This is a genomic window from Actinoplanes sp. NPDC019969 (assembly GCF_055562375.1).
Window position 1 is genome coordinate 657,165 of the sequence record NZ_JBVHFK010000003.1, and the last position, 25,281, is coordinate 682,445.

28 protein-coding genes are annotated in these 25,281 nt (G+C 71.6%); 18 read left to right on the plus strand and 10 right to left on the minus strand.

The features are described from left to right. The first annotated feature begins 6 nt into the window (after positions 1 to 6). Positions 7 to 198: a ferredoxin gene (locus ACZ3II_RS13250; RefSeq protein WP_465517856.1), complete on the plus strand. Its 192-nt coding sequence runs from the start codon at positions 7 to 9 to the stop codon at positions 196 to 198. On the opposite strand, the gene ACZ3II_RS13255 is transcribed toward ACZ3II_RS13250, so the two are convergent. Then, the gene (locus ACZ3II_RS13255; protein WP_465517857.1) at positions 191 to 1,195 is read right to left on the minus strand and encodes an ABC transporter permease subunit; all 1,005 of its coding nucleotides are present in this window, start codon (positions 1,193 to 1,195) and stop codon (positions 191 to 193) included. The genes ACZ3II_RS13250 and ACZ3II_RS13255 overlap by 8 nt on opposite strands. Next, positions 1,192 to 2,178, minus strand: a complete 987-nt coding sequence (locus ACZ3II_RS13260) for an ABC transporter ATP-binding protein (RefSeq protein ID WP_465517858.1) — start codon at positions 2,176 to 2,178, stop codon at positions 1,192 to 1,194. Before ACZ3II_RS13260 ends, ACZ3II_RS13255 begins: the two co-directional genes overlap by 4 nt. Before the next feature lie 315 nt (positions 2,179 to 2,493). Here ACZ3II_RS13260 and ACZ3II_RS13265 point away from each other — a divergent pair, with 315 nt between their 5' ends. From ACZ3II_RS13265 to ACZ3II_RS13275, 3 genes are all read left to right on the plus strand, one after another. Next, positions 2,494 to 3,873, plus strand: coding sequence for a S28 family serine protease (locus tag ACZ3II_RS13265; protein WP_465517859.1), 1,380 nt, complete (start codon positions 2,494 to 2,496; stop codon positions 3,871 to 3,873). Between the two features lie 357 nt (positions 3,874 to 4,230). Next, on the plus strand, positions 4,231 to 4,620 hold the full coding sequence (locus tag ACZ3II_RS13270; protein ID WP_465517860.1) for a DUF2750 domain-containing protein: 390 nt from the start codon (positions 4,231 to 4,233) through the stop codon (positions 4,618 to 4,620). Between the two features lie 51 nt (positions 4,621 to 4,671). Then, on the plus strand, positions 4,672 to 6,981 hold the full coding sequence (locus ACZ3II_RS13275; RefSeq protein ID WP_465517861.1) for a DUF4132 domain-containing protein: 2,310 nt from the start codon (positions 4,672 to 4,674) through the stop codon (positions 6,979 to 6,981). A gap of 37 nt (positions 6,982 to 7,018) precedes the next feature. Here ACZ3II_RS13275 and ACZ3II_RS13280 read toward each other — a convergent pair whose 3' ends face one another. The 3 genes from ACZ3II_RS13280 to ACZ3II_RS13290 all read right to left on the minus strand — a co-directional run bounded on the left by ACZ3II_RS13280 (position 7,019) and on the right by ACZ3II_RS13290 (position 8,939). Further along, positions 7,019 to 7,651, minus strand: coding sequence for a hypothetical protein (locus tag ACZ3II_RS13280; protein ID WP_465517862.1), 633 nt, complete (start codon positions 7,649 to 7,651; stop codon positions 7,019 to 7,021). After that, the gene (locus ACZ3II_RS13285) at positions 7,648 to 8,139 is read right to left on the minus strand and encodes an RNA polymerase sigma factor (protein WP_465517917.1); all 492 of its coding nucleotides are present in this window, start codon (positions 8,137 to 8,139) and stop codon (positions 7,648 to 7,650) included. The genes ACZ3II_RS13280 and ACZ3II_RS13285 overlap by 4 nt, the downstream gene beginning before the upstream one ends. Before the next feature lie 209 nt (positions 8,140 to 8,348). Beyond that, positions 8,349 to 8,939: a hypothetical protein gene (locus ACZ3II_RS13290; RefSeq protein WP_465517863.1), complete on the minus strand. Its 591-nt coding sequence runs from the start codon at positions 8,937 to 8,939 to the stop codon at positions 8,349 to 8,351. A gap of 84 nt (positions 8,940 to 9,023) precedes the next feature. Between ACZ3II_RS13290 and ACZ3II_RS13295 the strand changes: the two genes are divergently transcribed. Further along, positions 9,024 to 9,905, plus strand: a complete 882-nt coding sequence (locus tag ACZ3II_RS13295; protein ID WP_465517864.1) for a hypothetical protein — start codon at positions 9,024 to 9,026, stop codon at positions 9,903 to 9,905. Here the strand turns inward: ACZ3II_RS13295 and ACZ3II_RS13300 are convergent. Then, positions 9,902 to 11,083, minus strand: a complete 1,182-nt coding sequence (locus tag ACZ3II_RS13300; RefSeq protein ID WP_465517865.1) for a cytochrome P450 — start codon at positions 11,081 to 11,083, stop codon at positions 9,902 to 9,904. The two genes, ACZ3II_RS13295 and ACZ3II_RS13300, sit on opposite strands and share 4 nt — an antisense overlap. Positions 11,084 to 11,183: 100 nt before the next feature. On the opposite strand from ACZ3II_RS13300, the gene ACZ3II_RS13305 reads away from it, so the two are divergent. Next, positions 11,184 to 12,017, plus strand: coding sequence for a polysaccharide deacetylase family protein (locus ACZ3II_RS13305; RefSeq protein WP_465517866.1), 834 nt, complete (start codon positions 11,184 to 11,186; stop codon positions 12,015 to 12,017). A gap of 111 nt (positions 12,018 to 12,128) precedes the next feature. Further along, the gene (locus ACZ3II_RS13310) at positions 12,129 to 13,853 is read left to right on the plus strand and encodes an FAD-binding dehydrogenase (RefSeq protein ID WP_465517918.1); all 1,725 of its coding nucleotides are present in this window, start codon (positions 12,129 to 12,131) and stop codon (positions 13,851 to 13,853) included. On the opposite strand, the gene ACZ3II_RS13315 is transcribed toward ACZ3II_RS13310, so the two are convergent. Next, positions 13,850 to 14,581: an MBL fold metallo-hydrolase gene (locus ACZ3II_RS13315; RefSeq protein ID WP_465517867.1), complete on the minus strand. Its 732-nt coding sequence runs from the start codon at positions 14,579 to 14,581 to the stop codon at positions 13,850 to 13,852. The two genes, ACZ3II_RS13310 and ACZ3II_RS13315, sit on opposite strands and share 4 nt — an antisense overlap. A 55-nt stretch (positions 14,582 to 14,636) precedes the next feature. Here ACZ3II_RS13315 and ACZ3II_RS13320 point away from each other — a divergent pair, with 55 nt between their 5' ends. The 3 genes from ACZ3II_RS13320 (at position 14,637) to ACZ3II_RS13330 (ending at position 16,462) form a co-directional block, all read left to right on the plus strand. Further along, on the plus strand, positions 14,637 to 15,212 hold the full coding sequence (locus ACZ3II_RS13320) for a CGNR zinc finger domain-containing protein (protein ID WP_465517868.1): 576 nt from the start codon (positions 14,637 to 14,639) through the stop codon (positions 15,210 to 15,212). A 181-nt stretch (positions 15,213 to 15,393) separates the two neighbouring features. Next, the gene (locus ACZ3II_RS13325; RefSeq protein ID WP_465517869.1) at positions 15,394 to 16,044 is read left to right on the plus strand and encodes a hypothetical protein; all 651 of its coding nucleotides are present in this window, start codon (positions 15,394 to 15,396) and stop codon (positions 16,042 to 16,044) included. A 211-nt stretch (positions 16,045 to 16,255) separates the two neighbouring features. Then, positions 16,256 to 16,462: a glycine zipper domain-containing protein gene (locus ACZ3II_RS13330; RefSeq protein WP_465517870.1), complete on the plus strand. Its 207-nt coding sequence runs from the start codon at positions 16,256 to 16,258 to the stop codon at positions 16,460 to 16,462. Positions 16,463 to 16,687: 225 nt separating this feature from the next. On the opposite strand, the gene ACZ3II_RS13335 is transcribed toward ACZ3II_RS13330, so the two are convergent. Then, positions 16,688 to 17,569 carry an ATP-grasp domain-containing protein gene (locus ACZ3II_RS13335; RefSeq protein ID WP_465517871.1) on the minus strand — a complete coding sequence of 294 codons (882 nt, stop codon included), beginning with the start codon at positions 17,567 to 17,569 and terminating at the stop codon, positions 16,688 to 16,690. Positions 17,570 to 17,933: 364 nt separating this feature from the next. On the opposite strand from ACZ3II_RS13335, the gene sodN reads away from it, so the two are divergent. After that, positions 17,934 to 18,320 (plus strand): superoxide dismutase, Ni, encoded by a 387-nt coding sequence (gene sodN, locus ACZ3II_RS13340; protein ID WP_465517919.1) that lies wholly within the window; start codon positions 17,934 to 17,936, stop codon positions 18,318 to 18,320. Positions 18,321 to 18,409: 89 nt separating this feature from the next. Next, complete coding sequence (locus tag ACZ3II_RS13345) at positions 18,410 to 19,027, plus strand: DUF998 domain-containing protein (protein ID WP_465517872.1); 618 nt, start codon at positions 18,410 to 18,412, stop codon at positions 19,025 to 19,027. A 197-nt stretch (positions 19,028 to 19,224) separates the two neighbouring features. Here ACZ3II_RS13345 and ACZ3II_RS13350 read toward each other — a convergent pair whose 3' ends face one another. Then, the gene (locus ACZ3II_RS13350) at positions 19,225 to 20,085 is read right to left on the minus strand and encodes a hypothetical protein (RefSeq protein ID WP_465517873.1); all 861 of its coding nucleotides are present in this window, start codon (positions 20,083 to 20,085) and stop codon (positions 19,225 to 19,227) included. Positions 20,086 to 20,239: 154 nt separating this feature from the next. Between ACZ3II_RS13350 and ACZ3II_RS13355 the strand changes: the two genes are divergently transcribed. Next, on the plus strand, positions 20,240 to 20,773 hold the full coding sequence (locus ACZ3II_RS13355) for a hypothetical protein (protein ID WP_465517920.1): 534 nt from the start codon (positions 20,240 to 20,242) through the stop codon (positions 20,771 to 20,773). Positions 20,774 to 20,780: 7 nt separating this feature from the next. Here the strand turns inward: ACZ3II_RS13355 and ACZ3II_RS13360 are convergent, their stop codons facing one another. Beyond that, positions 20,781 to 21,080, minus strand: a complete 300-nt coding sequence (locus ACZ3II_RS13360; RefSeq protein WP_465517874.1) for a hypothetical protein — start codon at positions 21,078 to 21,080, stop codon at positions 20,781 to 20,783. Positions 21,081 to 21,341: 261 nt separating this feature from the next. On the opposite strand from ACZ3II_RS13360, the gene ACZ3II_RS13365 reads away from it, so the two are divergent. The 5 genes from ACZ3II_RS13365 (at position 21,342) to ACZ3II_RS13385 (ending at position 25,280) form a co-directional block, all read left to right on the plus strand. Further along, positions 21,342 to 21,878 carry an RNA polymerase sigma factor gene (locus ACZ3II_RS13365; RefSeq protein ID WP_465517875.1) on the plus strand — a complete coding sequence of 179 codons (537 nt, stop codon included), beginning with the start codon at positions 21,342 to 21,344 and terminating at the stop codon, positions 21,876 to 21,878. Next, on the plus strand, positions 21,875 to 22,732 hold the full coding sequence (locus ACZ3II_RS13370) for a cupin domain-containing protein (protein ID WP_465517876.1): 858 nt from the start codon (positions 21,875 to 21,877) through the stop codon (positions 22,730 to 22,732). The genes ACZ3II_RS13365 and ACZ3II_RS13370 overlap by 4 nt, the downstream gene beginning before the upstream one ends. Beyond that, entirely contained in the window at positions 22,729 to 23,598 is an 870-nt protein-coding gene (locus ACZ3II_RS13375) for an ATP-binding cassette domain-containing protein (protein ID WP_465517877.1), read from the plus strand. The genes ACZ3II_RS13370 and ACZ3II_RS13375 overlap by 4 nt, the downstream gene beginning before the upstream one ends. Beyond that, positions 23,595 to 24,464, plus strand: a complete 870-nt coding sequence (locus ACZ3II_RS13380) for a hypothetical protein (protein ID WP_465517878.1) — start codon at positions 23,595 to 23,597, stop codon at positions 24,462 to 24,464. Before ACZ3II_RS13375 ends, ACZ3II_RS13380 begins: the two co-directional genes overlap by 4 nt. A 219-nt stretch (positions 24,465 to 24,683) precedes the next feature. Beyond that, a complete protein-coding gene (locus ACZ3II_RS13385; protein WP_465517879.1) occupies positions 24,684 to 25,280 on the plus strand; it encodes a DedA family protein in 597 nt (198 codons plus the stop codon). Position 25,281 lies beyond the last annotated feature (1 nt).

A 25,281-nucleotide genomic window follows, 5' to 3' on the forward strand; every position in this document is an offset into this window, starting at 1 on the left:
GACGCCGTGAAGGTATCCGTCGACCAAGATGTGTGCATCGGTGCAGGTCAATGCGTGATGACCGCGCCACGAGTGTTCGACCAGCGTGACGACGACGGTGTGGTGATCCTGCTCGACGAGACACCGGCCGAGCAGGATCAGGAAGCGGTCCGCGACGCGGCGGCGGTCTGCCCCGCCGCCGCGATCGCGGTCAGCTGATGTCGCGGCGCCGCATCGCCCACAGCGCGGCGCCGACCACCAGCACCGTCACCACCGCGAAACCGGTGCCCGCGACCTGCCAGGTCATCGTGAACACCTCCGGCTTGCACCCGCCGGCGGAGAAGTCACAGGACTGCATGTTCTCCAGCGGGATCTCCTTGACCATCCAGGCGTACGCCCAGAGCGGCCCCAGCCACGCCTCCGGGTAGGCCGCGCCACCCAGCTGGGCCATGATGTAGACACCGATCTGCACGGCCCCGACCCCGATCAGCGCGCCCAGCGCCATACCGGTGTGCCGGCCGAGCGACGCCAGCGCGAAACCGATCGCCCCGGCCGCCAGGATCAGCCCCAGGCCGCGCAGCCCGGTCAGGCCGAACGACTGCCACACGCCGGGCGTCATCGTCTCGGTGGAGCCGCGCAGCAGCGCGAGCGCCTGGAAGGTCCCGGTCCACGCGGCGCCCAGCAGCACGCTCAGCCCGGTGAACCAGCCGAGGAACACCAGCATCTTGGTGCCCAGCACCTGCAGCCGCCGGGGCCGCCACAGCAGCAGGTTCATCATGCCGCCGCTGTGCCACTCCGAACCCACGAACGACGCCCCGATCAGGAACGCCGCCGCGGCCAGCACCACCGCGAACACCATGATCATGTCCGGGAAATTCTGCCGCAGGTCGAAGGTCGGCGGCATGTACCAGGTGTAGTCGAACTCCTCCGGCGTCGGCGTCCACATGTCGTCGCAACTCGGCGGATAGTTCGAGGCCTGCGGTGTGCCCTGCGCCGCGACGCACTGCTCCTTCTCCTGCTTCGCCTGCTCCACGTTCCGCTGGTAGCTCGCCGCCGCCTCGGCCTTCGCCGCGGCGATCCGCTCCGGACTGGCCTTCTCGTTGCTGAGGAACGTGCCCGCCGCGACCAGCGCCAGCACCAGCACCACACCGATCAGGATCAGCGAGGTGAACCGGCGCTTGAACAACCGCCGGGATTCCGCTTTCGCCAGACTCACTGTCCCCACCCGTTCCGGCCCGCGCCCAGCGCCGACTCGTCGACCTGCCGGTTCTGCCCCTCGACCGGCGCGGTGCCGGTCAGCTCCAGGAACACGTCCTCGAGGTCGGCGGCGATCGGCGCCAGCTCACTCACGTACACCCCGCGCTGCGCCAGCAGCTTGGTGATCAGCGCCGGGTTCGACGCGTTCCCGACGATCATGTAGTCGGACTCCAGGGTCACCTGCGCGCCCGCCTCCCGCAGCACCTGTGCCGCGCCGAACAGATCGCCGCCCTGCTCGATCCGCACCCGGACCGCGCCGGACGTGTGCGAGGCGAGGACCTCCGCGACCGAACCGGACGTCACCCGGCGGCCCGCCGAGATGATCGTGACCGAGTCGCAGATCAGCTGGATCTCGCCGAGGATGTGACTGGACAGCAGCACCGTCATCCCGGACGCCGACAGGTCCCGCATCAGCGTGCGCATCTCCCGGATGCCGCCCGGGTCCAGACCGTTCGCCGGCTCGTCCAGGATCAGCAGCTTCGGCTCCTTGAGCAGCGCCGACGCCACGGCCAGGCGCTGCTTCATGCCGAGCGAATAGGTCTTCACCCGCTCGCCCGCCCGGTCGCGCAGCCCCACCAGGTCCAGCACCGCCGGAACCCGGGACCGGTTCACGTTCCCGGCGTCGGCGAGCAGGCTCAGCGTGTCCTTCGCGCTGAAGTTGCCGAAGAACTGCGGGCTCTCCACGATCGCCCCGACCTGCCCGGCCACCTGCGGCAGACGCTGCGGCACCTCATGGCCGAGAATCGCCATCCGGCCGTCGTTGGGACGGATCAGGCCGAGCAGCGTACGCAAGGTGGTGGTCTTGCCGGAGCCGTTGGGCCCGAGGAATCCATGCACCTGCCCGGCTTCCACAACCATGTCGAAGCCGTCCAGCGCGTTGCGGACACCTTTACGGCTGCGATAGGTCTTTCGCAGGCCTGATATCTCGAGTACGGCGGTCATGCGCGCACCCTAGATCAACCGCGCCACCTCCCGCAGTCAGTGCGTTCCCTCCCGGCCTCCCGAGTCTCCGGCGGGCCCGTCGCACCGGCAAGTCACGGACCGCCCTGTGAACAGCGACGAGTGGCGGCCGCGCTGGGAGGAGGCCCGGGACCGGGCCCGCGGCCGCCTCCGCGCCGCCGCCCGCCACCGAGCGGGCCGTCGTCACCGTGCAGAACAAGGTCGCGCTGGGCGCCGCCGAACTGGTCGATGACGCCACGCCCGCCTACCTCTCGGGGGTCTATCGTGTTATCTCGATTCGTCGATATCGTGTCGGGCGTGAAGATTCGCATACTGGCAGTCCTCGCTTCCTTGTTGGTGGTGCTATCGCCCGCCACTCCCGCACGCGCCGCGGACGACCCTCTGCTCGACCAGCTGAAGTCGATTCCCGGCCTGACCGTCGTCTCCGAGACCCCGGGCGCCACCTACCGGTTCTTCGTGCTGACCTACCGGCAGCCGGCCGACCACCGCCGCCCCGGCGACGGCACCTTCGAGCAGCGGCTCACCCTGCTGCACCGCAACACCGCGAGCCCGACCGTGCTGTTCACCAACGGGTACGGCCTGGCCGCGAGCCCGCGGCCGACCCAGACCGAGCCGACGGCGCTGCTCAACGCCAACCAGCTCTCGGTCGAGCACCGGTTCTTCACCCCGTCGCGGCCCGCCCCCGCCGACTGGTCGGACCTCAACATCTGGCAGGAGGCGACCGACGAGCACCGCATCGTCAGCGCCTTCAAGAAGGTCTACTCCGCCAAGTGGATCCAGACCGGCGGCAGCAAGGGCGGCATGACCTCGGTCTACCACCGCCGGTTCTACCCGCGCGACGTGGACGGCGTGGTGGCGTACGTGGCGCCCAACGACGTGATCAACCCCGAGGACCGGGCGTACGACAAGTTCTTCGACACCGTCGCCACCCCGGAGTGCCGGGCCGCCCTGGACAACGTACAGATCCAGGCCCTCAAGCGGCGGGCCACGCTGGTGCCGCGGCTGGAAGCGGACGCGGCCGCGCAGGGCTGGACGTTCACCCGTACCGTCGGCACCGCCGACCGCTCGTTCGAGCTGACCGTGCTGGACGCGGTGTGGGCGTTCTGGCAGTACAGCCTGGCCGCCGACTGCGCGGCCGTGCCTCCGGTGACGGCGACCGACGAGGAGCTGTACACCTGGATCGACACGGTGGCCGGCTGGAGCTTCTACACCGACCAGGCCCTGGAATACTACTGGCCGTACTACTACCAGGCCGCCTCCCAGCTCGGCGCGCCCAGCCTCAAGTTCGAGCACCTGCGCGGCCTGCGCAACTACCCGGGCATCTACAACCCCAACTCGCAGCTGCCCAAGGAACTGCGCCGCCCCCACAACCCGATCCCGATGATCGACGTCGACCTGTGGGTGCGCACCGCCTCCGAGCGCATGCTGTTCATCTACGGCGAGAACGACCCGTGGGGCGCCGAACGCTTCAAGCCCAGCAAGCGTGACTCGGCCCTGTACGTCGCCCCCGGCGCCAACCACGGCGCCAACATCGCCCGCCTGAACCCGGACGACGCCGCCGCGGCCACCGCCATGCTGCGCCGCTGGGCCGGCGTGCCCGCCACCACGGTCAGCTCGTTCCGCGCCGACGCCATCCCGCTGGACGACGGCCTGATCGACCGCCACGAGATCCGCTGACGAACCCGTCGCGCCGCGCCCGCCGTCCCCGACCGGCGGGCGCGGCTCCCGTCAGGGCTGTCTCCTGCCGTGCGAGACAGCCCTGACGATCAGCCGGGTGCGGGGCAGTGCCGCTAGGTGCGGGCCGGCGCCGGCAGAATCAGCAGGAGCTTCGTCGCCACGGCCATCGCCTGTGATCTTGTGCGCCCCATCCCGGCCTCCCCAGCCCAACCGGGCGCCCTTTCCGGCACCTGCCGCTGCTGGCGAGGTGGAACTCACGCTGATCCGGTGTGGTGGCCTGTTGGGCGGGGCGTGACCAGTACCATCGCCGCGGACGCCGGAGAAAACGGACACCGGTGAAAGCGGACAGGAGCACACGTGGCATCGGACGACATCTCGCGCGGTGAGGCGCAGCGGCTGCGCGGCCTGGACGACGCGGCCCGGCTCGACCGGACCTTCGAGATCATCGGCGGCAAGGGCTCGCTGTGGGTGTGGGGTGACGAGGACGAGGTGCTGTTCACCGAGGACGGGGAGCGCCGTACGGTGCTGCCGGTGTGGCCGTACGCGACAGTCGCCCGCCTGGAGAACGAGGGCGAGGTCGCCGGGGAGCACGCCATCCGGATCCGGGCCGCGGAGTTCCTGACGGAGTGGCTGCCGCAGCTGGAGGAGGACGAGGCGCGGATCGCGGTGTTCCCGGTGGAGGACCGGAACGCGGCCGTCCTGGACCTGGCCGACTTCCGTGCGAGGCTGACCGCCGTCCTCCGTTAAAGTCCCGCCGACGACCTCGCGAGCCGCGGGGCGACGCGGGGAGGCACGACGATGGCGGTGAACGACGGAGCCATGCGGGCCCCGGTGGGTGACGGGGCCGCGATGGTGTGGGCGGACGGTGAACGGGACCGCTGGCTGGCCCGGGCCGCCGCCCTCGATCACGGCCGGGCGGAGCCGGACTGGAGTGCCGCCGTGACCGGCAACGCCTATCCGACGCCTGCTCAGGTGGTGTGGGCGGTCGCGCAGGGCTCGGACGAAGTCGCGCGGGTGGTGATCACCAAGACCCGGCTGAGGGGACTGCGGCAGCGGGTCGATCTGGACAAGGTCGCGGTCGCCCGGTTCGGGCTGGACATGCTGGATCACGTGGTCACCGAGGCCGAGGGCAGCCCGGATCATCTCGGGATGCTGTTGCTGCCGTTCCGTACCCCGCGGATCGCTCCGCTGGTGGCGAGCTGGCTGCGGCATCTGGGGTCGGCTCGGCTGTGGGCCCGGCTGTGGTTGCGGCGGCATCCGGAGACGGCGGCGCGGGCGCTGCTTCCGGTCGCGACGGGCAAGCCCGGCCGGGCGCGGCAACAGGCCGAGGATGCGCTCCGCTTCCTGACCGATGTCGGTCACGACAAGATCAACACCCTTGCGGGGTACGCCGTAAGCAGTCACGGCGAGTCCACCGTCGCTGGGCGTGGTAGCGGTGATCCCACCACCGCTGCGAGGCGCGTGGGGAGTAGTAGCGGTGGGATCAACGTCGAGGTGGGGGACGGGCGGAGCGGTCGCGGCGAGGGATCGATCGAGGGAGATGGGCTTTTCCCCGTACCGCCGCGGATGGAGCCGCCAGTGGCGCGGACCGTGCGGAAAGCGCCTGCCTGGACCCGTCCGGAGGGGTTGCCGGAGATCCGGCTGGCCGGTGGGGGAATCCTGCCGGAGGACGAGGTCGCCGACCTGATCGCCGCCCTGGCGGAGTCCCGGCTCGAGGATCCGCCGGAACCCCCGCCCGGCGACCCGGAACCGGCCGGCGGCGAGCAGCCCCTGGTGGTGGAGGCGTCCGCGGCGGCCCAGCCGATGGTGCGCGCCCCGGAGCCCGCCGCCGAGAAGCTGATCGCGCGCTGTGACCGGGAGAGCCTGGCCGGATTCGGGCGTGCGCTGCTGGACGAGTGGCTGACGGCGGACATGCCGGCCGCGCAGGCGTGGGTGCTGCTGGCGCAGGCGCACATCGGTGACGACGCCACCATGGACCGGCTGGCCCCGCTGGTGCGGGGATGGCCGCCGAAGAGCCGGTACCTGCGGGCGATCGACGGGCACGCGGTGCTGGCGACTGCCGGGACGGATGTGTCGCTGACGCATCTGCTGGCGATCGAGGAGAACATGTCCGGTGGGGCGATGAACGAGCGCGCCACCGTCTATCTGACGCAGGCCGCCGCCCGGCGCGGGCTGACCGTGACGCAGCTGGCGGACCGGCTGGCCGGCACGCACGGGCTGGACACCGGGGTGACGCTGGACTACGGCACGCGTACGTTCGCCGTGACCGTCGACGAGAAGCTGAGCCCGCAGGTGGTGGCGGCGGACGGGCGGGTGCTGGCCCGGCCGCCGAAACCGGGGGCCAGGGACACGCGGCCCGAGGCGTACCAGTGGTTCCTGCAGTTCAAGAAGGATCTTCGGGTGACGGTGGGGGGCCGGATCGCCCGGTTCCGCAAGGAGATGACCGAACACCGGCTCCGCCCGGCCCGGGACCTGCCGGCGGTGCTGCTGCCGCATCCGCTGCTCGGGCCGCTCGCGCGGCGGCTGTTGTGGGGCGAGTACGACGCGGCGGGCCGCCTGGTCCGGGCGCTGCGGATCGCCGAGGACGGCAGTTTCGCCGACCTGCACGACGACACCGCCGCGGTCGGCGGCGACACCCCGGTCGGGATCCCGCATCCGGCGGAACTCGGCGCGGACCTGGCCGCCTGGCAGCAGATCTTCGGCGACTACGAGATCCTGCAGCCGTTTCCGCAGGTGCACCGGCGGGCGATCGCGCTGACGGCGGAACAGGGGGCGGCGACCAGCCTGCCCGGGTGGGGACCCGTCGCGCCGGAACGGATCCTCGAACTGGTGGACGGGGCCTGGAAGGGCAACGGCGACTACCCGGCGACGCCGCACACCCGGATCACCCGGGATCTGGCCGGCGGGCACACGCTGGTGGTCGAGATCGCGCCGGGCGTGCCGACGGCCGCCAGCCACAGCCCGGCGGGCGAGCAGCGGGTCGTCGAGATCTGGGCGGATCACCGCTGGTCGGATCTTCTGCAGCGGGTACGGCGTACGCCGCTGGGGGTCCTTGATCCGGCCGCCCTGTCGGAGGCGCTGGTCGAGCTCTACCCCGACGGCGTGTGAAGTTCGGGCGCGCATAGCGGCCGAACTCCACACACCACTAACTCCGGCTGGGCAGGGGCGCGGCGTCCTCGCGGGTGAGAGCGAACGAGAACGCCGCGCTGCCCGCCGCCCGGACGTCGCCGCTGAGGAACACCCGCAGGTAGCCGTCGACCGGCTGCCGCAGGGTCAGCTGGAGGGCCTCCGGTTTCTCCGCGCAGGTCACCGTGCCGGCGGCCAGCTTCTCGTCGCCGGTGTCGAAGGCTTTCACCAGCACCTCCGCGGTGCCCTCGCCGGCGCAGTAGACCGACAGCACGTAGCGGCCGGCCGGGATGTCGTTCACGTCGTTCTCGTAGTCGGCCTGCACCACACCGGACGTCGCCATCACCCACGGGGTGGACGTCCGGCCGACCAGCGCGGCGTACGCGGCCGCCGCCCGTGCCGGGTCCGGTTGCGGCAGCAGCGGGATCCCGTAGGACGGTTCGCCGGCCGGGATCCCGCCGGGCCCGGGTGGAGGCGCGGCCAGTGTGCCGCCGGCCGCGATCGCCGCCAGCACTGCCACGGCGCTGGCGCCCGCGGCCAGGCCCCGGCGGCGGCGGACGGTCCGCCGGACCTCGGCGGTTCCCGGCGGGCGGACGTCGCGCAGCGCGTCGGTACGGGCCGCGTCGAGAAGCTGCTGAATACGGTCGGTCACCGGGACTCCTCCTCGATCCTCAGGTGCGCGGCGAGATCGGCGCGGGCCCGGTGCAGCCAGGACTTCACGGTCCCCTCGGCGACACCCTCCCGTTCGGCGATCTGCGGGACGGTCAGATCGGCCAGGTAGCGCAGCACCACGGCGCGGCGCTGCCGGTCGGGCAGGGCGGCGAGCGCGGCCATCACGGCGACCCGGTCCGGGCTCGGGCCCTCGACGGCGGCCTCGACCGTGGGCTGGCGGCGCAGGAACGACCAGGCGGTCCGGGTGCGGCGCCAGCGGCTCAGGGCCAGATTCCAGGCGACCCGGCGGACCCAGGCGACCGGGTCCTCGTACCGCGAGATCTGCCGCCAGCGGGCGTAAGCCCGGCAGAACGCCTCCTGGACGACGTCGTGCGCCTCCTGCCGGTCGCCGAAGTACAGATGAAGCTGCACGGTCAGGTCGGCGTAGTGGGCGGCGTACAAGTCGTCGAACGAGGCGGGCCCGGTCATGGACGCCGCCTCCCCGGGCCGGTCACGGATGTGCGCCTGTCGTGTCACCACGAGGATGACACGCGTGGCCGCCCCGAACCGTTGCACCCGTCTCGGAACAGGTGGCCCCGCCTATGATCACCGGCATGTACGCGCTGTCGGACTGGGGCAACTTCGTCCAGCACGAGACCGGCCTCTGACGAGGGAACGCGTCGTGCCGGCCCGGCCGGTCAGCGTTGTTTCTTCAGGTCGATCAGGTCGCGCATGCGGTCCGGGTCGGAGCGGCTCAAACCCCACAGCAGGTGGGTGAGGACCTCCGGGACGGAGAAGCACAGCACCGGTACGGGCTGCTGCTCCAGACCGTGCGTGTGCGGCGCCGCCTCGATCGCCTTGCGCAGCACCTCGCCGTCGCCGGCGTACGCCATCGAGGTCACGGCGGCCTGCGGCGGCCACGGGTGGCACACCGGGTGCGGGCTGCCGGCCTCGCCGGTCGGGTCCTGGGCGAGCAGGGTCTCGCTGGCCGCGAACAGGATCAGGCGCTCCGGGGGCTTCAGTTGGGAGTGCAGCATGTTGAAGGACACCTCGGCCATGCACGCCGGGTTCTTGCCGAGGTCGTCGGCCCACTCCACCACGGTGTCGGCGACGGCGTCGACCGCGGCGATCATCAGGGCGGCCGGGTGCTGCGACGAGAACTGGCTGATCAGCTTCTGGGTCGCGATCAGGCCGCCGGCCTGGTCGTTGAGGAGCCGGGAGTCGGCCAGCTCCCAGAAGGCCCGCCAGGCCGCGGCGGTCTCCGGGTCCGGCTGGAGTCGCTCAGTCATCGGTACAGTGTCTTACCCATCGATGCGCGGTTGACCTTGGGGGTCGTGGCGGCGCTGTTGACACCGGAGTTCATGATCTTGCGGGTGACGGAGCAGTGGAGCACGCCGGAGTTCGACGACTTCGGGCCCTGGATCGACGAGGTGCGCACGGCCGCCGACCTGCCCTGGCTGTACCGGCAGGCCGGGATCGAACCGTCCGCGTACCGGCTGGTGCTGAAGGTGCCGCGCAACATCGACCGGCGCGAGGCGCACCCCGGCATGCACCTGTACGACCACCTGCTGGCCGTCGACGCGGAGACGTTCACGGTGCTCAGCCGGCGCGACGACACCTACGACGGCTGGCGGGTGCCGCTCGACCAGGTGGTGGCGATCCAGGACAGCGTGCGGATGCTCGACGGCCGGCTCACCGTCCGGACCGTCGGGGGCGGAGAGCTGACCGTGCCGTACAACGGTTCGGCGAACGGCCCGATCCGGGACCTGATCCGGGTGCTGCGCCGGTCCTACCTGCCGGAGGCCCCGCTGCCGGACCACATGCCGGCGCCGCTGACGCCCTATCTGGGGCGCGAGGACACCGCCCTGTTCACCGACTACCAGCGCCTGGTGACCGAGGAGCCGGGACTGCGGCTGGTCCTGGTCGGCGAACGCCAGGTCCTCACGCCGGTCGCGCCGCTGGACCGGATGCGCAGCCGGGTCAAACCGGAGACCCTGCACGCGTCGCTGCTGGTCACCGACGACCGGGAGATCCAGGTGCTGCATCGCAGCGGCTGGATCACCACGGCCGCCGGTGACCGGTCCCTGGCCCGGACCGTCCTGCCCCGGGACCGGATCACCGACATCGCGGTCCGCCCGCACGAGCGGTACCACCACGTGCACGTGCTGACCGTCGAGTCCGGCGCCACCCGCCTGGAGTTCCCGGTGACGGCGAGCCGGCACGCCGACGCGGTCCTGCTCGGCGGCTTCCTCTAGCCGGTGTGCACGGGCAGGGTGGCGTAGCCGCGCAGGACCAGGCGGTCGCGGCGCTGCGCCGGGCCGGCCAGGGCCAGCCGGGGCAGCATGGTCAGCAGCAGCGGGAACGCGACCTGGGCCTCCAGCCGGGCCAGCGGCGCGCCGAGGCAGTAGTGGGCGCCGCCGCCGAACGAGACCGGCTGGATGTTCGGGCGGTCCGGGTCGAAGCGGTGCGGGCCGGGGTAGCGGGCCGGGTCCCGGTTGGCGGAGCCGAGCAGCAGGGTCAGGCCGGCGCCGGCGTCGATCCGCTGGCCGGCCACCTCCAGGGGCGTGGTGGTGAACCGGGAGGCCAACTGGACCGGGGAGTCGTACCGCAGCATCTCCTCGACGAAAGCGGGCGCGAGGCCAGCGTCCGACCGCAACCGGGCAGCCTGCTCGGGGTGGTCGAGGAGGATGTGCAGGCCGGTGCCGAGCAGGTTGGTGGTGGTCTCGAAGCCGGCGACCAGCAGCAGCACCAGGTTGGCCAGCAGCTCCTGGCCGGTCAGCCCGGAGCCCTCGGCGGCGAGCGCGCTGGTCAGGTCCTCGCGCGGCTGGCGGCGGCGGTCGGCGATCAGGCCGGTGAAGTAGTCCTCGAGGTCGCGGCCGGCGGTGTCGGCGCGGGCCATCTCCTCCTCGGTGCTGATCGGCTCCAGGACGACGGTGAGGTCGGCGGCCCGCTGCCGGAACCATGGCATGTCGGTGTCCGGCACGCCGAGCAGCGCGCAGATCACGCCGATCGGCAGCGGGTAGGCGAAAGCGGACATGAAGTCGGCGTCGGCCGGCATCGCCTTGATCAGGTCCTCGGCCTGCCGCGCGATGACGTCACGCATCGCGGCGACCCGGCGGGCGGTGAAGGTCGCCGCGGCGGCGCGGCGCATCCGGGTGTGATCCGGCGGGTTCGACTGCAGCATCGAGATGACCACCGAGGCGACGCCGCGGTTCTCCCGCCAGCCCGGCCAGTTCCGGTCGTAGTCGGCGGTGTCGGCGACCCGCAGCCCCGGGTCGCGCAGCAGGCGGCTGGTCACCTCGTGGGTGGTGACGAACCAGCCGCCCTCGAACGCCGGGAAGACCGGCTTGCTGCGCAGCACGTCATAGGCGGGGTACGGGTTCCGGCGTCCCTCTGGCTCGAACAGCGACGCGAGCGCACTCTCAAAAAGCATGGCACCCATCATTGCCGTACGAGGCGAGAGGATCCCTTTACCGGTGCTTCACATCGCCCGTAGCAAGATCACCCGAATGGGTGGGGCGAGGATCGTTCGTGTGTTGACAGCGGCCGGGGCGGCCGCACTGCTGGCCGCCTGTTCCTCCGGGGCGGAGCCGAAGGCCGCGCCGCCCTCGGCGTCCGCGGCTCCAGGGGCGTCCGGCGCGGCGCCGATCCAGGCCAGCCCGAGTCTGGAGTCGGCCCGGACCGCCCAGCGGGCGAGGTACGGCATCCCGGACTTCGCGCCCGCCCCGCCGGCCGAGCCGATCACCCTGCCGGCCGGTGACTCGGTGGAGTTCCTGCGGCGCATCCCGACCACGCAGAAGGTGGCGTTCCTGACCATCGACGACGGCTATCTGAAGAAGCCGGAGGCGCAGCAGCTGATCGCGGCGGCCGGGGTGCCGGTCACGTTGTTCCTGACCACCGACGCGATCAGGGACGACCCGGACTTCTTCCGGCCGATGGTGGAGGCCGGCGCGGTGATCGAGGCGCACTCGGTGTCGCATCCGGGCATGCGCGGCAAGTCGCACGAGTTCCAGCGCCGGCAGATCTGCGAGTCCGCCGACCAGCTCGCCCAGTGGTTCGGCAAACGGCCCACGCTGTTCCGCCCGCCGTACGGGGAGAAGGACGCGACCACGCTGCGGGCCGCCAAGGAGTGCGGGATGGCGGCCACCTTCTTCTGGACCGAGACCGTGCACAAGGGGAAGGTGCGCTACCAGGAGGGATCGGCGGTTCAGCCGGGCGACATCCTGCTGATGCACTTCCGGGAGGCGTTCCGGGCCGACTTCGTGAACGCGCTGAAGGCGATCCACCAGGCGGGGCTGACGCCGGCGCTGCTGGAGGACTACATCCCGGCGCCCGCGCAGCCGGTCCCGGCGCAGTCTAGAAATTAAAAGCATCGGCGTGTTTCAATTCCTGACGATCCGAGAGTCCTTCGTGTTTCGTCGGGAGGAAGCGTGGAACAACCCAGATCTCCCCAGTTCAGTCGCCGGGCGGCGGTCGGCATGGCCGGCGGCGTCGTCGCGGCCACCACGGTCGGGCTGCCGGCGTTCGGCGCGGCGGCCCCGACCGACGCGGACGCCATCGTGGTCGGGCACGGCCTGGCCGGCCTGGTCGCCACCGCCGAACTCGTCGCCGCCGGCCGCAAAGTGCTGCTGCTCGACCAGGAGAACGAGGCGAACATCGGCGGCCAGGCGCACTGGTCGTTCGGCGGGCTGTTCTTCGTCGACTCCGACGAGCAGCGGCTGATGGGCGTCAAGGACAACGCCGACCTGGCCTGGCAGGACTGGCTCGGCACGGCGGGCTTCGACCGGGGCGTCGATGATCCGGCCGGGGCGGACTATTGGGCGTACCGGTGGGCGCAGGCGTATGTGCAGTTCGCGGCGGGGGAGAAGCGTTCCTGGCTGGCCGGGCTCGGACTGCAGTGGTTCCCGATGGTCGGCTGGGCCGAACGCGGCGGCGGGCTCGCCGACGGCCACGGCAACTCGGTGCCGCGGTTCCACGTCACGTGGGGGACCGGGCCGGCGATCGTCGAGCCGTTCGAGAAGAGGGTACGGGCCGGAGCCGCCGCCGGGAAGGTGGTGTTCAAGTTCCGGCACCGGGTCGACGAGATCGTGCAGACCGGCGGGGCGGTCACCGGCGTACGCGGCAAGGTCCTGGAAGCGAGCACCGCCGCGCGAGGGAAGCCCTCCTCCCGTACCGTCATCGCCGACTTCGAATTGAAAGCCCCGATCGTGATCGTGGCGTCCGGCGGGATCGGCGCGAACCACGACCTGATCCGGCAGAACTGGCCGGCCCGGCTCGGCCGCGCCCCGCAGAACCTGATCACCGGCGTGCCCGCCTACGTGGACGGCCGCATGCTGGCGATCACCGCGCGGACCGGCGCGCGGATCGTCAACCCGGACCGGATGTGGCACTACACCGAGGGCGTGCGCAACTGGGACCCGATCTGGCCCGGCCACGGCATCCGGATCCTGCCCGGCCCGTCGTCGCTGTGGCTCGACGCCACCGGCAAGCGGTTCTCCGCGCCGGACTTCCCGGGGTACGACACGCTGCACACCCTCGGATCGATCACCGCGACCGGGTACGACCACTCCTGGTTCGTCACCACCCAGAAGATCGTCGACAAGGAGTTCGCGCTCTCCGGCTCCGAACAGAACCCCGATTTGACCGGCAAGAACCTCTGGCTGCTGCTGTCGCGGGTCTGGCAGACGCCCGGGCCGATCCAGAAGTTCCAGCAGTACGGCCCCGACTTCGTGAAGGCCGCCACGCTGCCGGAACTCGTCGCCGGGATGAACCGGGTCGCCGGCTCGGACCTGATCGAACTGGACGCGCTGAAACGGCAGATCGAGGCGCGGGACCGGGAGATCGACAACGCGTACAGCAAGGACGCCCAGGTCCAGGGCATCCGCAACGCGCTCGCCTACCCCGGGGACGTCCTCGGCCGCACCGCGTCGGCGCACAAGCTCCTCGACACGTCGGCCGGTCCGCTGGTCGCGGTCCGCCTCAATGTGCTGACCCGCAAGACCCTCGGCGGCCTGCAGACCAACCTGAAGGGACAGGTCCTCGGCGCCTCCGGCGCTCCGGTCCCCGGCCTCTACGCGGCCGGGGAGGCTGCCGGCTTCGGTGGCGGTGGCGTGCACGGTTACCGCTCTTTGGAGGGTACGTTCCTCGGCGGCTGCCTCTTCTCCGGACGCGTCGCGGGCCGGGCCGCCGCCGCAGCGCTCTAGTCCAGCTGCACCCGGTCGATGAGGCCGGCCGTGGTGAACGCCTTCACCAGGGCGTCCCGGCCCTCGGTGAAGTGCGCCCAGCTGTTGAAGTGCACCATCACGACCTGCTGCGCGCCCAGGATCCGGGCCGCCTCGGCGGCCTGCTCGCTGTCCAGGGTGAGCAGCGCGCCGTCGAACAGCGGGGTCCGCACCGCGCCCGCGAACAGCACGGCGGCGCCGACCGGGCCGAACCGTTCGGCGATCTGCTCGACCAGCTCCAGGGCGGCGTTGTCGCCGCTGACGTAGACCGGATCGAGGCCGTCCGCGGTCAGCACGAAGCCGGTGACCTCCCCGGTCACCGGCTCGCAGCCCTCCGGGCCGTGCCGTGCCGGGACCGCGGTGATCGTCACCCGGCCGACCAGCGCCGACTCCCACGGGGCCAGCCCGCGGGCGGTGCCGCCGAGCCGCTGCGCGCCGTCCGGGGTGGTGAGCGTGAGCGGCACGCCGGCGAGCAGCGCCCGGCCGGAGTCGTCCAAATTGTCGGCGTGCTGGTCGTGCGAGAGCAGCACCACGTCGATCGGGCCGAGCGTGTCCGGGGCCGCCGCGGGCGGGGCGAGTTTGGTCAGCGTGTTGCCGCTGGGTGAGGTGTAGCTGCGGGGCTCGTCGAACGTGGGGTCGGTGAGCAGGCGCAGGCCGCCGTACTCGAACAGGGCGGTCGGGCCGCCGAGAGCCTGGACGGAGATCGACATTGGGAACCTCACGGTTGGGAGCGTTGGCAACCGTGACGCTAGACGTTTGTCACGGATGAGCGCAAGCGGTACCGTGAGGTTCGTGATTCCCGCAGCGCCCGGCGCCGACCGGTACCCCAGCCTCGACCTGGCCAACAGCCGGCTGTCGATGCCCGGCGGTCAGAGCGCCGACCTGCTCGGCACGCCCGCGGAGGCGGCACAGTGGCTGATCGAGCGAGGTCTCGTCCCGGCCGGGACGGTCCTTCACGAGGTGTGCGCGGGGCGGCTGCGCGGCCTGCGGGAGCATGTCCGGGCGCTGTTCGCGGCTCCCACCGAGCCGCCCGCTGTGGCGCTGGCCGCTGTCAATACGGCCCTCGGTAAGGTGCCGACCGCTGCCGAGCTGCGATGGGATCCGGCTCGGGGGCTGCACCGGGTGGTCCCGCATCCGACCGATCAGGTGGTCGACCACGCCCTCGGGGTGCTCGCTGCCGACGCGGCCGACCTGCTCACCGGCCCCGACGCGGACCGCTTGACGGCGTGTGACTCCCGGCCGTGCATCCGTTACCTGCTGCGAAGTGGCCGGCGGCACTGGTGCTCGGTGCGGTGCGGGGATCGTGCCAGGGCAGCCCGTGCCTACGCCCGCCGTGGCTGAGTCCCCTGTCCGGCTGGTTCTGGTGGCTGTCTCGGCGGGTTGAGACAGGCACCAAACCAGCCGGACAGGGGACTCAGCTGAGCGGATCCGGGTTCGTTGCGAAGCATCCATCGGGGACACTGGGACGGTGTCGCTACGCCAATACCTGAGCAGTTTCCGGCCACCGGTTGACGAGTCCGTCTTGACCGAGGTCGTACCGGGCGGGAACGACCGATCGTTCTGGCCGACGTTCCTGCTCACGGTCGGTGGTTCCCATACTGCAGCCACTTCTTTCGACGTCGATCCCGCCGATGTCGAAGAGTACGCAGAGCGACTGCACGATCCGGACAGCTGGCCTTTCCTGACCGTGCGGCTCGTCCGTGGGCACCGCGTACACATTCTCTTTCGCAACTTCGAAGGCGATGCCGGATGGGACTATCTGCTGCAACCGGCGGGTTCCGCGTCGGTGATCACGGTGGCTGCGCTGGAGGGAGGTTTCCAGGGGCCGGGGCTGTCCTGGCCGGACCTTCTCACCGTCGCTGCTCAGCCGGACCCGGCCTGGACGCGGGCAGAACGACTCCTGCTCCTGTTGCCGGCGGTAGGCGACGCCGATCTGCCTCCCGACGCCGGGGACCTGGTCGCCGCAGCCTTCACCACGGTCGGCGGCCTACCGGAACATCGGCATGAGGTCGCCGGTGAGCTACTGACCGCGAGTGATCGCTTCTGGGATTCCCCGACCTGGATCGAGCACGATGGGCACCATGTCTGCCTGGGCGAACACAGTCCGCGCGGACTCGGGACACCACCGAGTCGTCACGCGCTGATGGCCGAAGCGTTCGGATCCGGCGACTGAACTCTCCCCGGCAGCCCGCTCATCGGACGCCGGGCGCAGCCTTCCCCTGGGATCTGGTCCGCATCGACCGCGGCCACGGCACGGTGACCGGCTCCTCGACGACGAGGCGCCTTGAGGCGAGGTGATAGCTTGCGGAGGAAGAGGGTTGCGCATCCGCTGCGGTGAGCCGCCGGATCGTCGGCCCTTTCACCCGCGTCCTGGGAGAGATGCGATGACGAACAACGACACGCCCCGGGAAGCCGGAGGACTCGGAATCTGGGCGAACATCGGTGTCTGGATCGCCATGGGCGCCGCCCTCGGCGTCGTCGTCGGGGTTCTGTTCGACAACGTCGCTCTCGGTGTCGCGCTGGGCCCGGCCCTGGGGGTGGCCGCTTGGGCCGTCTTCATCCCGGGACGGAACGGCCGCGGCGGATCCTGAGGGCCGCGCCCGGGTGGAGGGCTACGGGCCGTAGGCGCCTCCGGAAGCAGCGCAACGGCGCGTGATGATTGTCGCGCCGGACGTTGGCCAGACTCGCCGGTGAGCGCTTGAGCCTTGGCCGGCGAGTGAACTGCGGCGGTTGCCTCAACAGGCGCTGGGGAACGCCCGAGACATCGAGTCGGTGGCCGCACCCGATATGACGGCCCGCCAGCCGCGATCGCCCTCTCACCGGCGGAGTCGGGTAGCGGTGCTGTCGAATGCGGTGATGATCGCGATGAGGTCCTCGGGGGTGATGGTGCTCGGCCGGTCGCTGACCTGGCCGTCGCCCATCTCGATGACACGCCACACGCCGTCGTCGCGGCGGGCGAGGTCGGCGGTGACGAACGGGAGCCGGAGCCGGGCCATGAGCGGCTCGACCTGGGTGAGGTCCACCTCGGCCCGCGGGTCGTCGCCGGGTGTGTCCGGGTGCGGGCCGATCAAGCGGCAGGCGCCGTCGACCCACCAGGTTCGCACCTCGGCGGAAAGGAATCGTTCGAAGCGGCGCAGGACGAATCCGCCGGTGAAATCGTCGTCGCGCAACTGGAGGAACCGCCGGGCGACGGCCCATGCGGCGTCCGTGTCGGCGAGATCCGGAATGTACGCCGCCTCGTGCCAGTAGTGCTTCATGGACTTGGTGTAGTCACGCAGTACCGCTGGGCCGGGCCCCAGAGCGGCGCAGGCCTGTGCGAAACCGTCACGCTCGGCGCCGGCGGTCCACGCCGATGCCGGTGTGATGCCGGTCAGCGCCGCGTACCAGCCAGGAAGCTCGTGTGCCTGCCGGTACTGCTCCGGACTCGTGAGCAGAACGATGTTGCGCTGTGCGAGCGCCTGGGCGAGCTGCTCGTACTGCTCGCTTCGCATCATCCAGCCGCGGTAGATCGCCGGGCGCGTGGTCGGGAACTCCGGTACGCGGGCCACCGCACGCCCGGCGTCACCGCCGGCGGCGAGCGCGTCATGGTCGATCAAGGCGACGTCGAGTCCGGCGTTTCGAGCGGCGAGGGCCTCGCCCGCGAAATGGTCGTCCGGACGACGAGGCCGCAACACGTCGGCTGGGAGCAGCAGGATCACACCCGGCATGATGCCCGCTCTCCCGCCACAGATCCACAGCATTGCCAGGGGCCGGGGAAGCGCCGTGTCAGTCGTCGTGGGAGGCCGTGATCTCGACGGTGAAGACGGACGATTCCGTCGACGCTCCTGGCATGGAGCGGGGCCTCGCGGTCGGGTTGCTCGGTGTATTCGACGTATTGCCAGCCGTCGCCGGCCGCGCTGCAGCCGTATTCGAGGCCGGCGCAACCGGGCAGGATGCTGAGAACGAGACACATCGTCGGCAGGAGAGCCCGGTTGATCATGAACGCATGCTGTGCCGACCGGTTGACTTCAACAGGGCTTCAGGTTTTAGCGTTCGGACGTGCTGAAACGTGTGAAGAACCTGATGCGCCCGCGGATCGTCGTGAGCGCGCACTGCGATCTGCCGTGCGGCGTCTACGACCCGGCGCAGGCGCGGATCGAGGCGGAGTCGCTGCTGGCGATCGCCAAGAAGTACCAGGACAACGAGGACCCGGAGTTCCGGACCCGGGCGCTGATCATCAAGGAGCAGCGGGCCGAGCTGGTCAAACATCACCTGTGGGTGTTGTGGACCGACTACTTCAAGGCGCCGCACTTCGAGAAGTACCCGCAGTTGCACGGCCTGTTCAACGAGGCCACCAAGCTGGCCGGGGCGGGCGGGGCGAAGGGCTCCGCCGACCCGGCGGTCGCGGAGAAGCTGCTCGCCAGGATCGAGGAGATCGCGAAGATCTTCTGGGAGACCAAACAGGCGTGAGGGGTACGCGGCGTACTCCCGATGGTGTACACGTGGGTGACGCTGTCGGGAGGACGCGGCCACCCTGGCGTTCTCCCTAACGTCGGGGCATGCGAATCACCTTCGACATCGTCCCGGCCGGGCTGACCGGATTCGTGGCCGCCGCCGGGCTCGCCGACCTGCTCAACCCCGGTTGGAGCCCGGTCGAGCGGATGGTCAGCCACTATGTGCACGGCCGGGCCGGCTGGCTGATCCCGCTCGCGCTGATCAGCCTGGCCGTCGCGTCGGCAGTGTTGCAGCGGCGGCTCGCCGCCCACACCCGGAAGGGCCGGTGGCCACTGCGGGCCTGGACGGTCGCGGTGCTGCTGGGGGCGGCGTTCCCCACGGATCCGTACGGGCGGTGGCACGAGCCGCCCTCGACAGCCGGGATGATCCACGGGGTCGCCGCGCTGGTGGCGTTCACGGCGCTCCCGGTGGCGGCGGTGCTGGTCACCCGTACCCGCAAGCAAGGGTCTCTCCTCGGCGTCGCGGCTGCCGCGACCGTCGCGGCCTACCTGATGCTCGTCGTCGCCTTCCTCGACGTGACCGACGGCCCGTCGCTGAGCGTCGGCTCCTGGGAGAGCATGGTCGGACTGGCCGAGCGGGTGGCGTTGTGGACCTACGTCGCCTGGCTGGCTCTGGCCTGGTCCGCGAGCCGGGACCCGGCCGGGTGGCGCGGAGAATCATGATGGAGGCATGGGTACGAAGGACGAGATCCTGGTCGCGGGCGGGGCGGATGTTCGCCGAGCGTGGGTTCGACGTGTCGCTGCGGGAGATCGGGGTGGCTGCCGGGCAGCGCAACAACTCCGCCGTTCAGGACGACTTCGGGGACAAACAGAAACTGATCAGGGCGCTGTACGCGTACCGCTCGCCGAACATGTGTGTCTCACCGCTGGAAGATCTGCAGAACCGGCTGGCGTACCGCGGTGGAACCCAGGTATTCGCCGATGCCGTGATGATTCCAGCTGGTGTTGGTCACCGAGAAATCGGCGCAGCGATCGGCCGGGCTGTATTCGGGGCGGATCGTGTGGTCGAGCGCCACCAGATCGCGGAAGTCGGAGACGTTGCGCCAGAACCGGACCTGCGACGGGACCTGCAACGGGCGTACCACCAGATCCTGCACCTCGGTGACGCCGAGCGGCGAGCCGGCGGTGACCAGCATCGGCACGTCCAGATTCCGGAGCTCCTGGCCCCGCAGCACGTCGTAGGCGAGGACCGAGCCGAGACTGTGCCCGACCACCACGACGGGGCCGCTGATCCCGGACAGCGCGTCCCGGACGACCTTGCGCATGGCGTCGCCACGGCCGCCGAAGAAATAGGCGTACACATCCTTGAAGGTCCGCTTCACCAGCTCCCGGAACGCCGCCTGGCGCAGCGCCTTCGGCAGCGGCAGCGCCTCGAACGGCGACGTGACCGGGGGAGCGGTGCTCTCACCTTCGACCAGGGCGTCCGCGGTGTACGTCAGGTCCCGCAGCCAGGACTCCAGATGCTTGGCGTCCGCCTCCCGGATCACCTGCTCGACGAACAGGTCGGGTGGCTGCGCGGTCTCCGGCGCCGTCCCCGGCAGCTGCTCGATCTCGTCGGCCGCGAACGCCGGCAGCGCCTGCGTGTGCGAGACCGGCGCCCAGTACGCCATCCGGGACGCCGTTCCCATGTCCCTGCCGAACAACGCCTGATCCCACTGCAGCTTCAACTGCCCGGCCGGGATCTTGTTGCCGTTTCCATGGATGTAGACGATCGTCGCCATTGTCGATCTCCCGCCTTTCCGGGTGGTTTGTTCCGCGCCGTTTCGGCCGAGTTTCCTCCGCCTGTTCCGTGCTCTCCGCCCGCTGTCCGCATGTCGACATCGACGGCAGGGCCTATGCTGCGGGCGACCGTCCGACGTGGACTTCTGGAGTGATGTGTTCGCCGAGCATGTTCGTGACCTGGCCATGACCGCAGCCGTGTTCGGCTTCTTCGCCCCCGGCTGGTTCGGCTGGGCGCAGGAGACCCCGCCCGCCGGGTGGCGCCGCCCGCTGATCGCCGGCACGGTCGTCAGCTTCCTCGTCATGCTGGCCGGGATCCTGATCGCCTGGCGGCACTGGAACGACGGCACCGTCTTCACCGAGGAGAGCAGCCGCACCTTCGGCATCGTCGTGGGCATCGAGTTCGGCGTGGCCGCCGTCGGCGCCGTGCTCCTCGCCGTCACCGGCCGGCGCACGCTGATCCCGGTGTGGATCGCCTTCGTCGTCGGCGTGCACCTGTTCCCGGTCGCGGTGATCCTGGAGTACCCGCTCGTGCACGTGCCCGCGGTCCTCATCACGGCCGTCTCGCTCGGGTCCGTCCCGTTCGCGCGGTCCCGCAAACTCCCGGTGAGCGCCGTCGTCGGCGTGGGGACCGGGGTGGTGCTGCTCGCCGCCGCGATCGTGTCACTGTTCGCCGCCTGGTTGCGGTAACGCTCCGTCAGCGCGGCTGCCGCACGGCACGCTCGTCGAGGCTGCTCGCCCGGGAGTCGAAGACCCGGCTCACGACCTGCTGCGCCGTGCCGAAGAACAACGCCCACGCGGCGATCCGGCCGGGGGTGTCCAGCATCGTGAGGCCCGGCACGAATCCGCCGTGGATCAGCAGCAGGCCGACGACCGCGGTGAGCGCGCCCAGCGGCAGCTTCAACAGGGCGGACAACAGCGGGACCTGACTGTACGAACTGCCGGCGGCCTGCGCGGTCCGGAGCACGCTCGTCGCCGACAGCGCCGCGCCGGCCATCCCCAGCAGCAGGTCACCCGGCGCGGGGTCGGTTCCCCCGGTCGGGCAGATCCCCGGAGCCCCCGGTGACGGCCGGAAACACAGCGCCAGGGCGGTGGGGAAGTGGGGCTTCGGTGCTCATCACGGTCATCCTTTCGAAGGTTCCTGCCCTCCCTGTCGCACCGGGCGCCGCCGGCTGTTGCGGGGTGGATTCGCGGATGGTGTCAGTCGATCTGGATGGCGGTGGGGAACAGCCGGCGTGGCGGGCCGATACAGAGAGACATGGACATCCGAGGTTCGGCACGCTCGGACGACGAGCTGCTCGACGCCATCGCCGGGCGGGACTCCGGTGCGCTGCCGGAGCTGTACGCGCGGCACGCGCCCTGGCTGCGGGCCCGGCTGAGCCGGCGCTGCGGCGATGCCGGTCTCGTCGACGAGGTCGTCCAGGACACGTTCGTGGCGATCTGGCGGCGGCCCGGCGCGTACCGCGGGACCGGTCAGGTCGCGGCGTGGATCTGGGGCATCGGCTTCCGGCGGCTGATCGGCGCGCTCCGGCCCCGGCGGCCGTTGCCGCTGCCTTTGCTCACCGCGGTGTCGCGGGAGCCGTCCGCCGAGGACCAGGTGCTGCTCGGCATCGAGCACGGCCGGCTGGCGGGGGCGGTCGACGGCCTGTCACCGGAGCTCAAGGCCGTCGTCCAGGCGGTCGTGCTGGACGGTCTGACCAGCCGGGAGGCGGCGCGGCTGCTGCGGGTGCCGGCGACCACCGTACGGACCAGGCTGATGCGGGCCCGTACCCAACTGCGAGAGGCGCTGTCATGAGCTGGCACCTGCACCCGGACACCGCCGGCGCGTATCTCGCCGGCCGGCTCGGTGACGCGTACGCCGCGTCCGCCGAGGCGCACCTGCTGGACTGCCCCGCCTGCCGGGGCCTGCTGGCCGGGCTGGAACGCCGCGACGACACCGCCCGGCGGCGGCACGACGACAGCCTGGCCCGGATCCTGGACCGGATCGACCGGCCCCGTCCCGGCCCGCTGGAACGCCTCATCAGCATGCTCGGGGCGCCCGCCGGGATCGCCCGGCTCACCGCGGGCGCGCCCCGGCTGCGGCACGCGTGGCTCGCGGCGGGCCTGCTGGTGCTGGCCGTCGCGCTGCTGGTGGCGCTGCTGTGGTCGCGGCCGGCGGGGGTGGTGATGTTCGTGGTGACGGCGCCGGTCGCGCCGGTGCTCGGCATCGCTGTCACGTACGGCGGCCGCCGCGACCCCGCCGGCGAGGTGGCCGTGGTCGCCCCGTTCCCGGCGCTGCGCCTGCTCCTGCTGCGCACCGTCGTCGTGCTTGCCTCCTGGCTGCCGGCCGCCGTGCTGCTGGCCATGGCGCTGCCGGGGCACGGCCGGGTCGCTCTGCTCTGGTTCGTTCCCGCGCTCGCCCTGACCGGCCTCACCGTGGCGTTGTCCGGGGTCCTCGGTACGGCGTACGCCGCAGCCGCCGTCACCACCACCTGGCTGCTGCTCGCCGCCTTCACCGTCCGGGTCGCCCGATCGGCCCCGGCGGCGGCCTGGCTGGAGCCGTCACCACTGTTCCGCCCCGCCGGGCAGGCGGCCCTCGCCGTTCTCGCCGTGCTGGCCCTGGCCCTGTCCGTGGCCCGCCGGTCCACCTTCGACAGGCGGCGGTCATGACCGCGACCGCCCGGCTCGCCGGGGTGCGGAAGAGGTTCGGCCGGACCGTCGCGCTGGACGGGGTCACGGTGGACATCCGGCCCGGCGTCACCGGCCTGCTCGGGCCGAACGGGGCGGGCAAGACCACCCTGCTGCGCATCCTGGCGACGGCGATCGCGCCGGACGCGGGCCGGGTGACGGTCCTCGGCGAGGACGCCCTGGAACCCGGGGCACGGCAGCGCATCCGCCGGGACCTCGGCTATCTTCCGCAGCATCCGGGCTTCTACGAGCGGTTCACGGTCCACGAGTTCGTCGACTACGTCGCGGTCCTGCACGAGATCCGCGACAGCCGGCGGCGACGCGACGAGGTCGGCCGGGTCATCGAGGCCGTCGGGATGACGGGATGGCGGCATCAGCGCCTGTGCCGGCTGTCCGGCGGCCAGCGGCATCGGGCCGGGCTGGCCCAGGCGCTGCTCGGGAGCCCGCGGCTGCTGCTGCTCGACGAACCGACGGCAGGTCTCGACCCGTACGAGCGGCTCCGGTTCCGGCGGGTCGTCTCCGACGTGGCCCGCCACCACACGGTGGTGCTGTCGACCCATCTCACCGACGACGTGACGGCCCTCTGCGACGCGGTGATCGTGCTCGACGCCGGTGCCGTCGCCTTCACCGGCGGGCCGGGCGATCTGGCCGCCGTGGCGGCCGGTCACGTCTGGATGTCCGAGGCGGAGGACCCGGCGGCGGCCGGCTCGTGGCGCACCGGTGACGGCCGCTACCGCAACATCGGCGACCCGCCGCCCCGCGCCGATCTGGCCCGCCCGACCCTGGAGGACGGCTACCTGCTCCTCGCCGGACGGCCCCGCGACGGCATCTCGGTGCGCCCGTCATGATCCGGGTGCTGGCCCGCGCCGAGGCGCTGCGGCTCCTGCGGCATCCGGCTGTGCTGGCCGGCCTGGTCGCCGCCGGCTGGCTGGCGTTGCGCCCCTGGTCGGGTCTGCGGGCGCCGGACGCGCAGTGGAACACCCAGACGTACGAGCAGCTGACCCTGCTCTGGGCGCCGCTGCACCTCGGCGCGTTCGTCGCCGCCGTGCTGGTGGCGCTGCGCGGGGATGCGCGGACGGCCGAGACGTTCGCGGCCCGGCCGGTCGGGCCGGTACACCGTACCCGGGCACTGCTCCTCGCCGGGATCGCGCCGGTGAGCCTGACCGCTGCCGTGGCCGTCGCCAACCTGATGCTGATCGCCGCCGCCGGAGGCATCCCGACCGGCGGGCCGGAGGTGGGCTCGCTGTACCCGACGGCGGCCGACGTCGGGTACGCGATGTGCCTGACCGCGCTGGCGTGGACCGCCGGGATCGCGCTGGCCCGCACCGTCGCGTCCCGGGCCGCCGGGCTGCTGGCCGGGGCCGTCGGCGCCTACCTGTTCTTCTACATGTACTGGATCAGCGGGTGGTTCCCGGCCTACTTCCTCACCCCCTACGTGAGCCCGATCAGCGGCGCCGTGCCGGCCGACCCGATCCGCGCGTTCCTCGGCGGACTGGACGTCGTCCGGGACACCGATGTCGTCTTCTGGCGCACCGTCTACCTCGCCGGGCTCACCCTGCTGCTGGCGTCGCTCGCGCTGCGGCGCACCGACCGGCAGGCCCGGGTCCGCGGGCCGGTGCTGCTGGGCGGCCTGCTCACGGTCGGCGGGTTCCTGCTGCAGATCGCCGCCTACAGCGGGGCGTGGCACCTGCTCGACGTCACGCAGTGGGGCTAGCACCACCCCGAACGGTCGAGTCAGCACCATCGAAGGGCTTTCCTGCGATGGGTACGGTCGGCATAGTGCACCGGGGAGCGGTGCCGCAAGCCTGGCCGGTCTTGACTCGATCGGGGACAATCGTCGTCCGATCGTTATCCGGATGAACCATGGGACGCGCTACGGCGTAGGAGTCGTTGCCGGCCCACCGCCGACCACCGCACAGCGGGAAGGGACACGATGCTGGACCAGGTGATGCCACTGATCTGCTCGCCCTGGCTCTACCTGATCGTCTTCGTGGCCGTCACGATCGACGGGTTCATCCCCATCGTTCCCTCCGAGACGGTCGTGATCGGGCTCGGCGCGGTCTCCGCGGCCGGCCGGCCCCACCTGCTCGCCCTGGTCGCGGCGGTGGTGGCCGGTGGGGTCGCCGGTGACCGGGTGTCGTACCTGCTGGGCCGCAAGGCCGGCGCCCGGCTGCGCAAGGGCCGGATGGCGAAGGCCGTCGACAAGGCCGAGCGGGCGCTGCTGCGCTACGGGGCGGCCGCCATCCTGGTCGGCCGGTTCCTGCCGAACGGGCGCACCGCGACCGCGATGATGTCCGGTTCGGTGTCGCTGCCGATGGCCCGGTTCGGGGTGGTCAGTGTGCTGGCGAGTCTGGGCTGGGCGGTGTACGCGATCGGCCTGGGCCGCCTGGGCGGGGAGACGTTCGACGGTTCCCCGCTGCTCGGGACGGCGTTCGGCCTGGCGATCGGGATGGCGCTGGCCGGGGTGTGCGCGCTGGTGGAGCGGCGGCTCGCGGCGGTCCGGCGGCGGGAGCTCGCCACCGTGGGCTGAC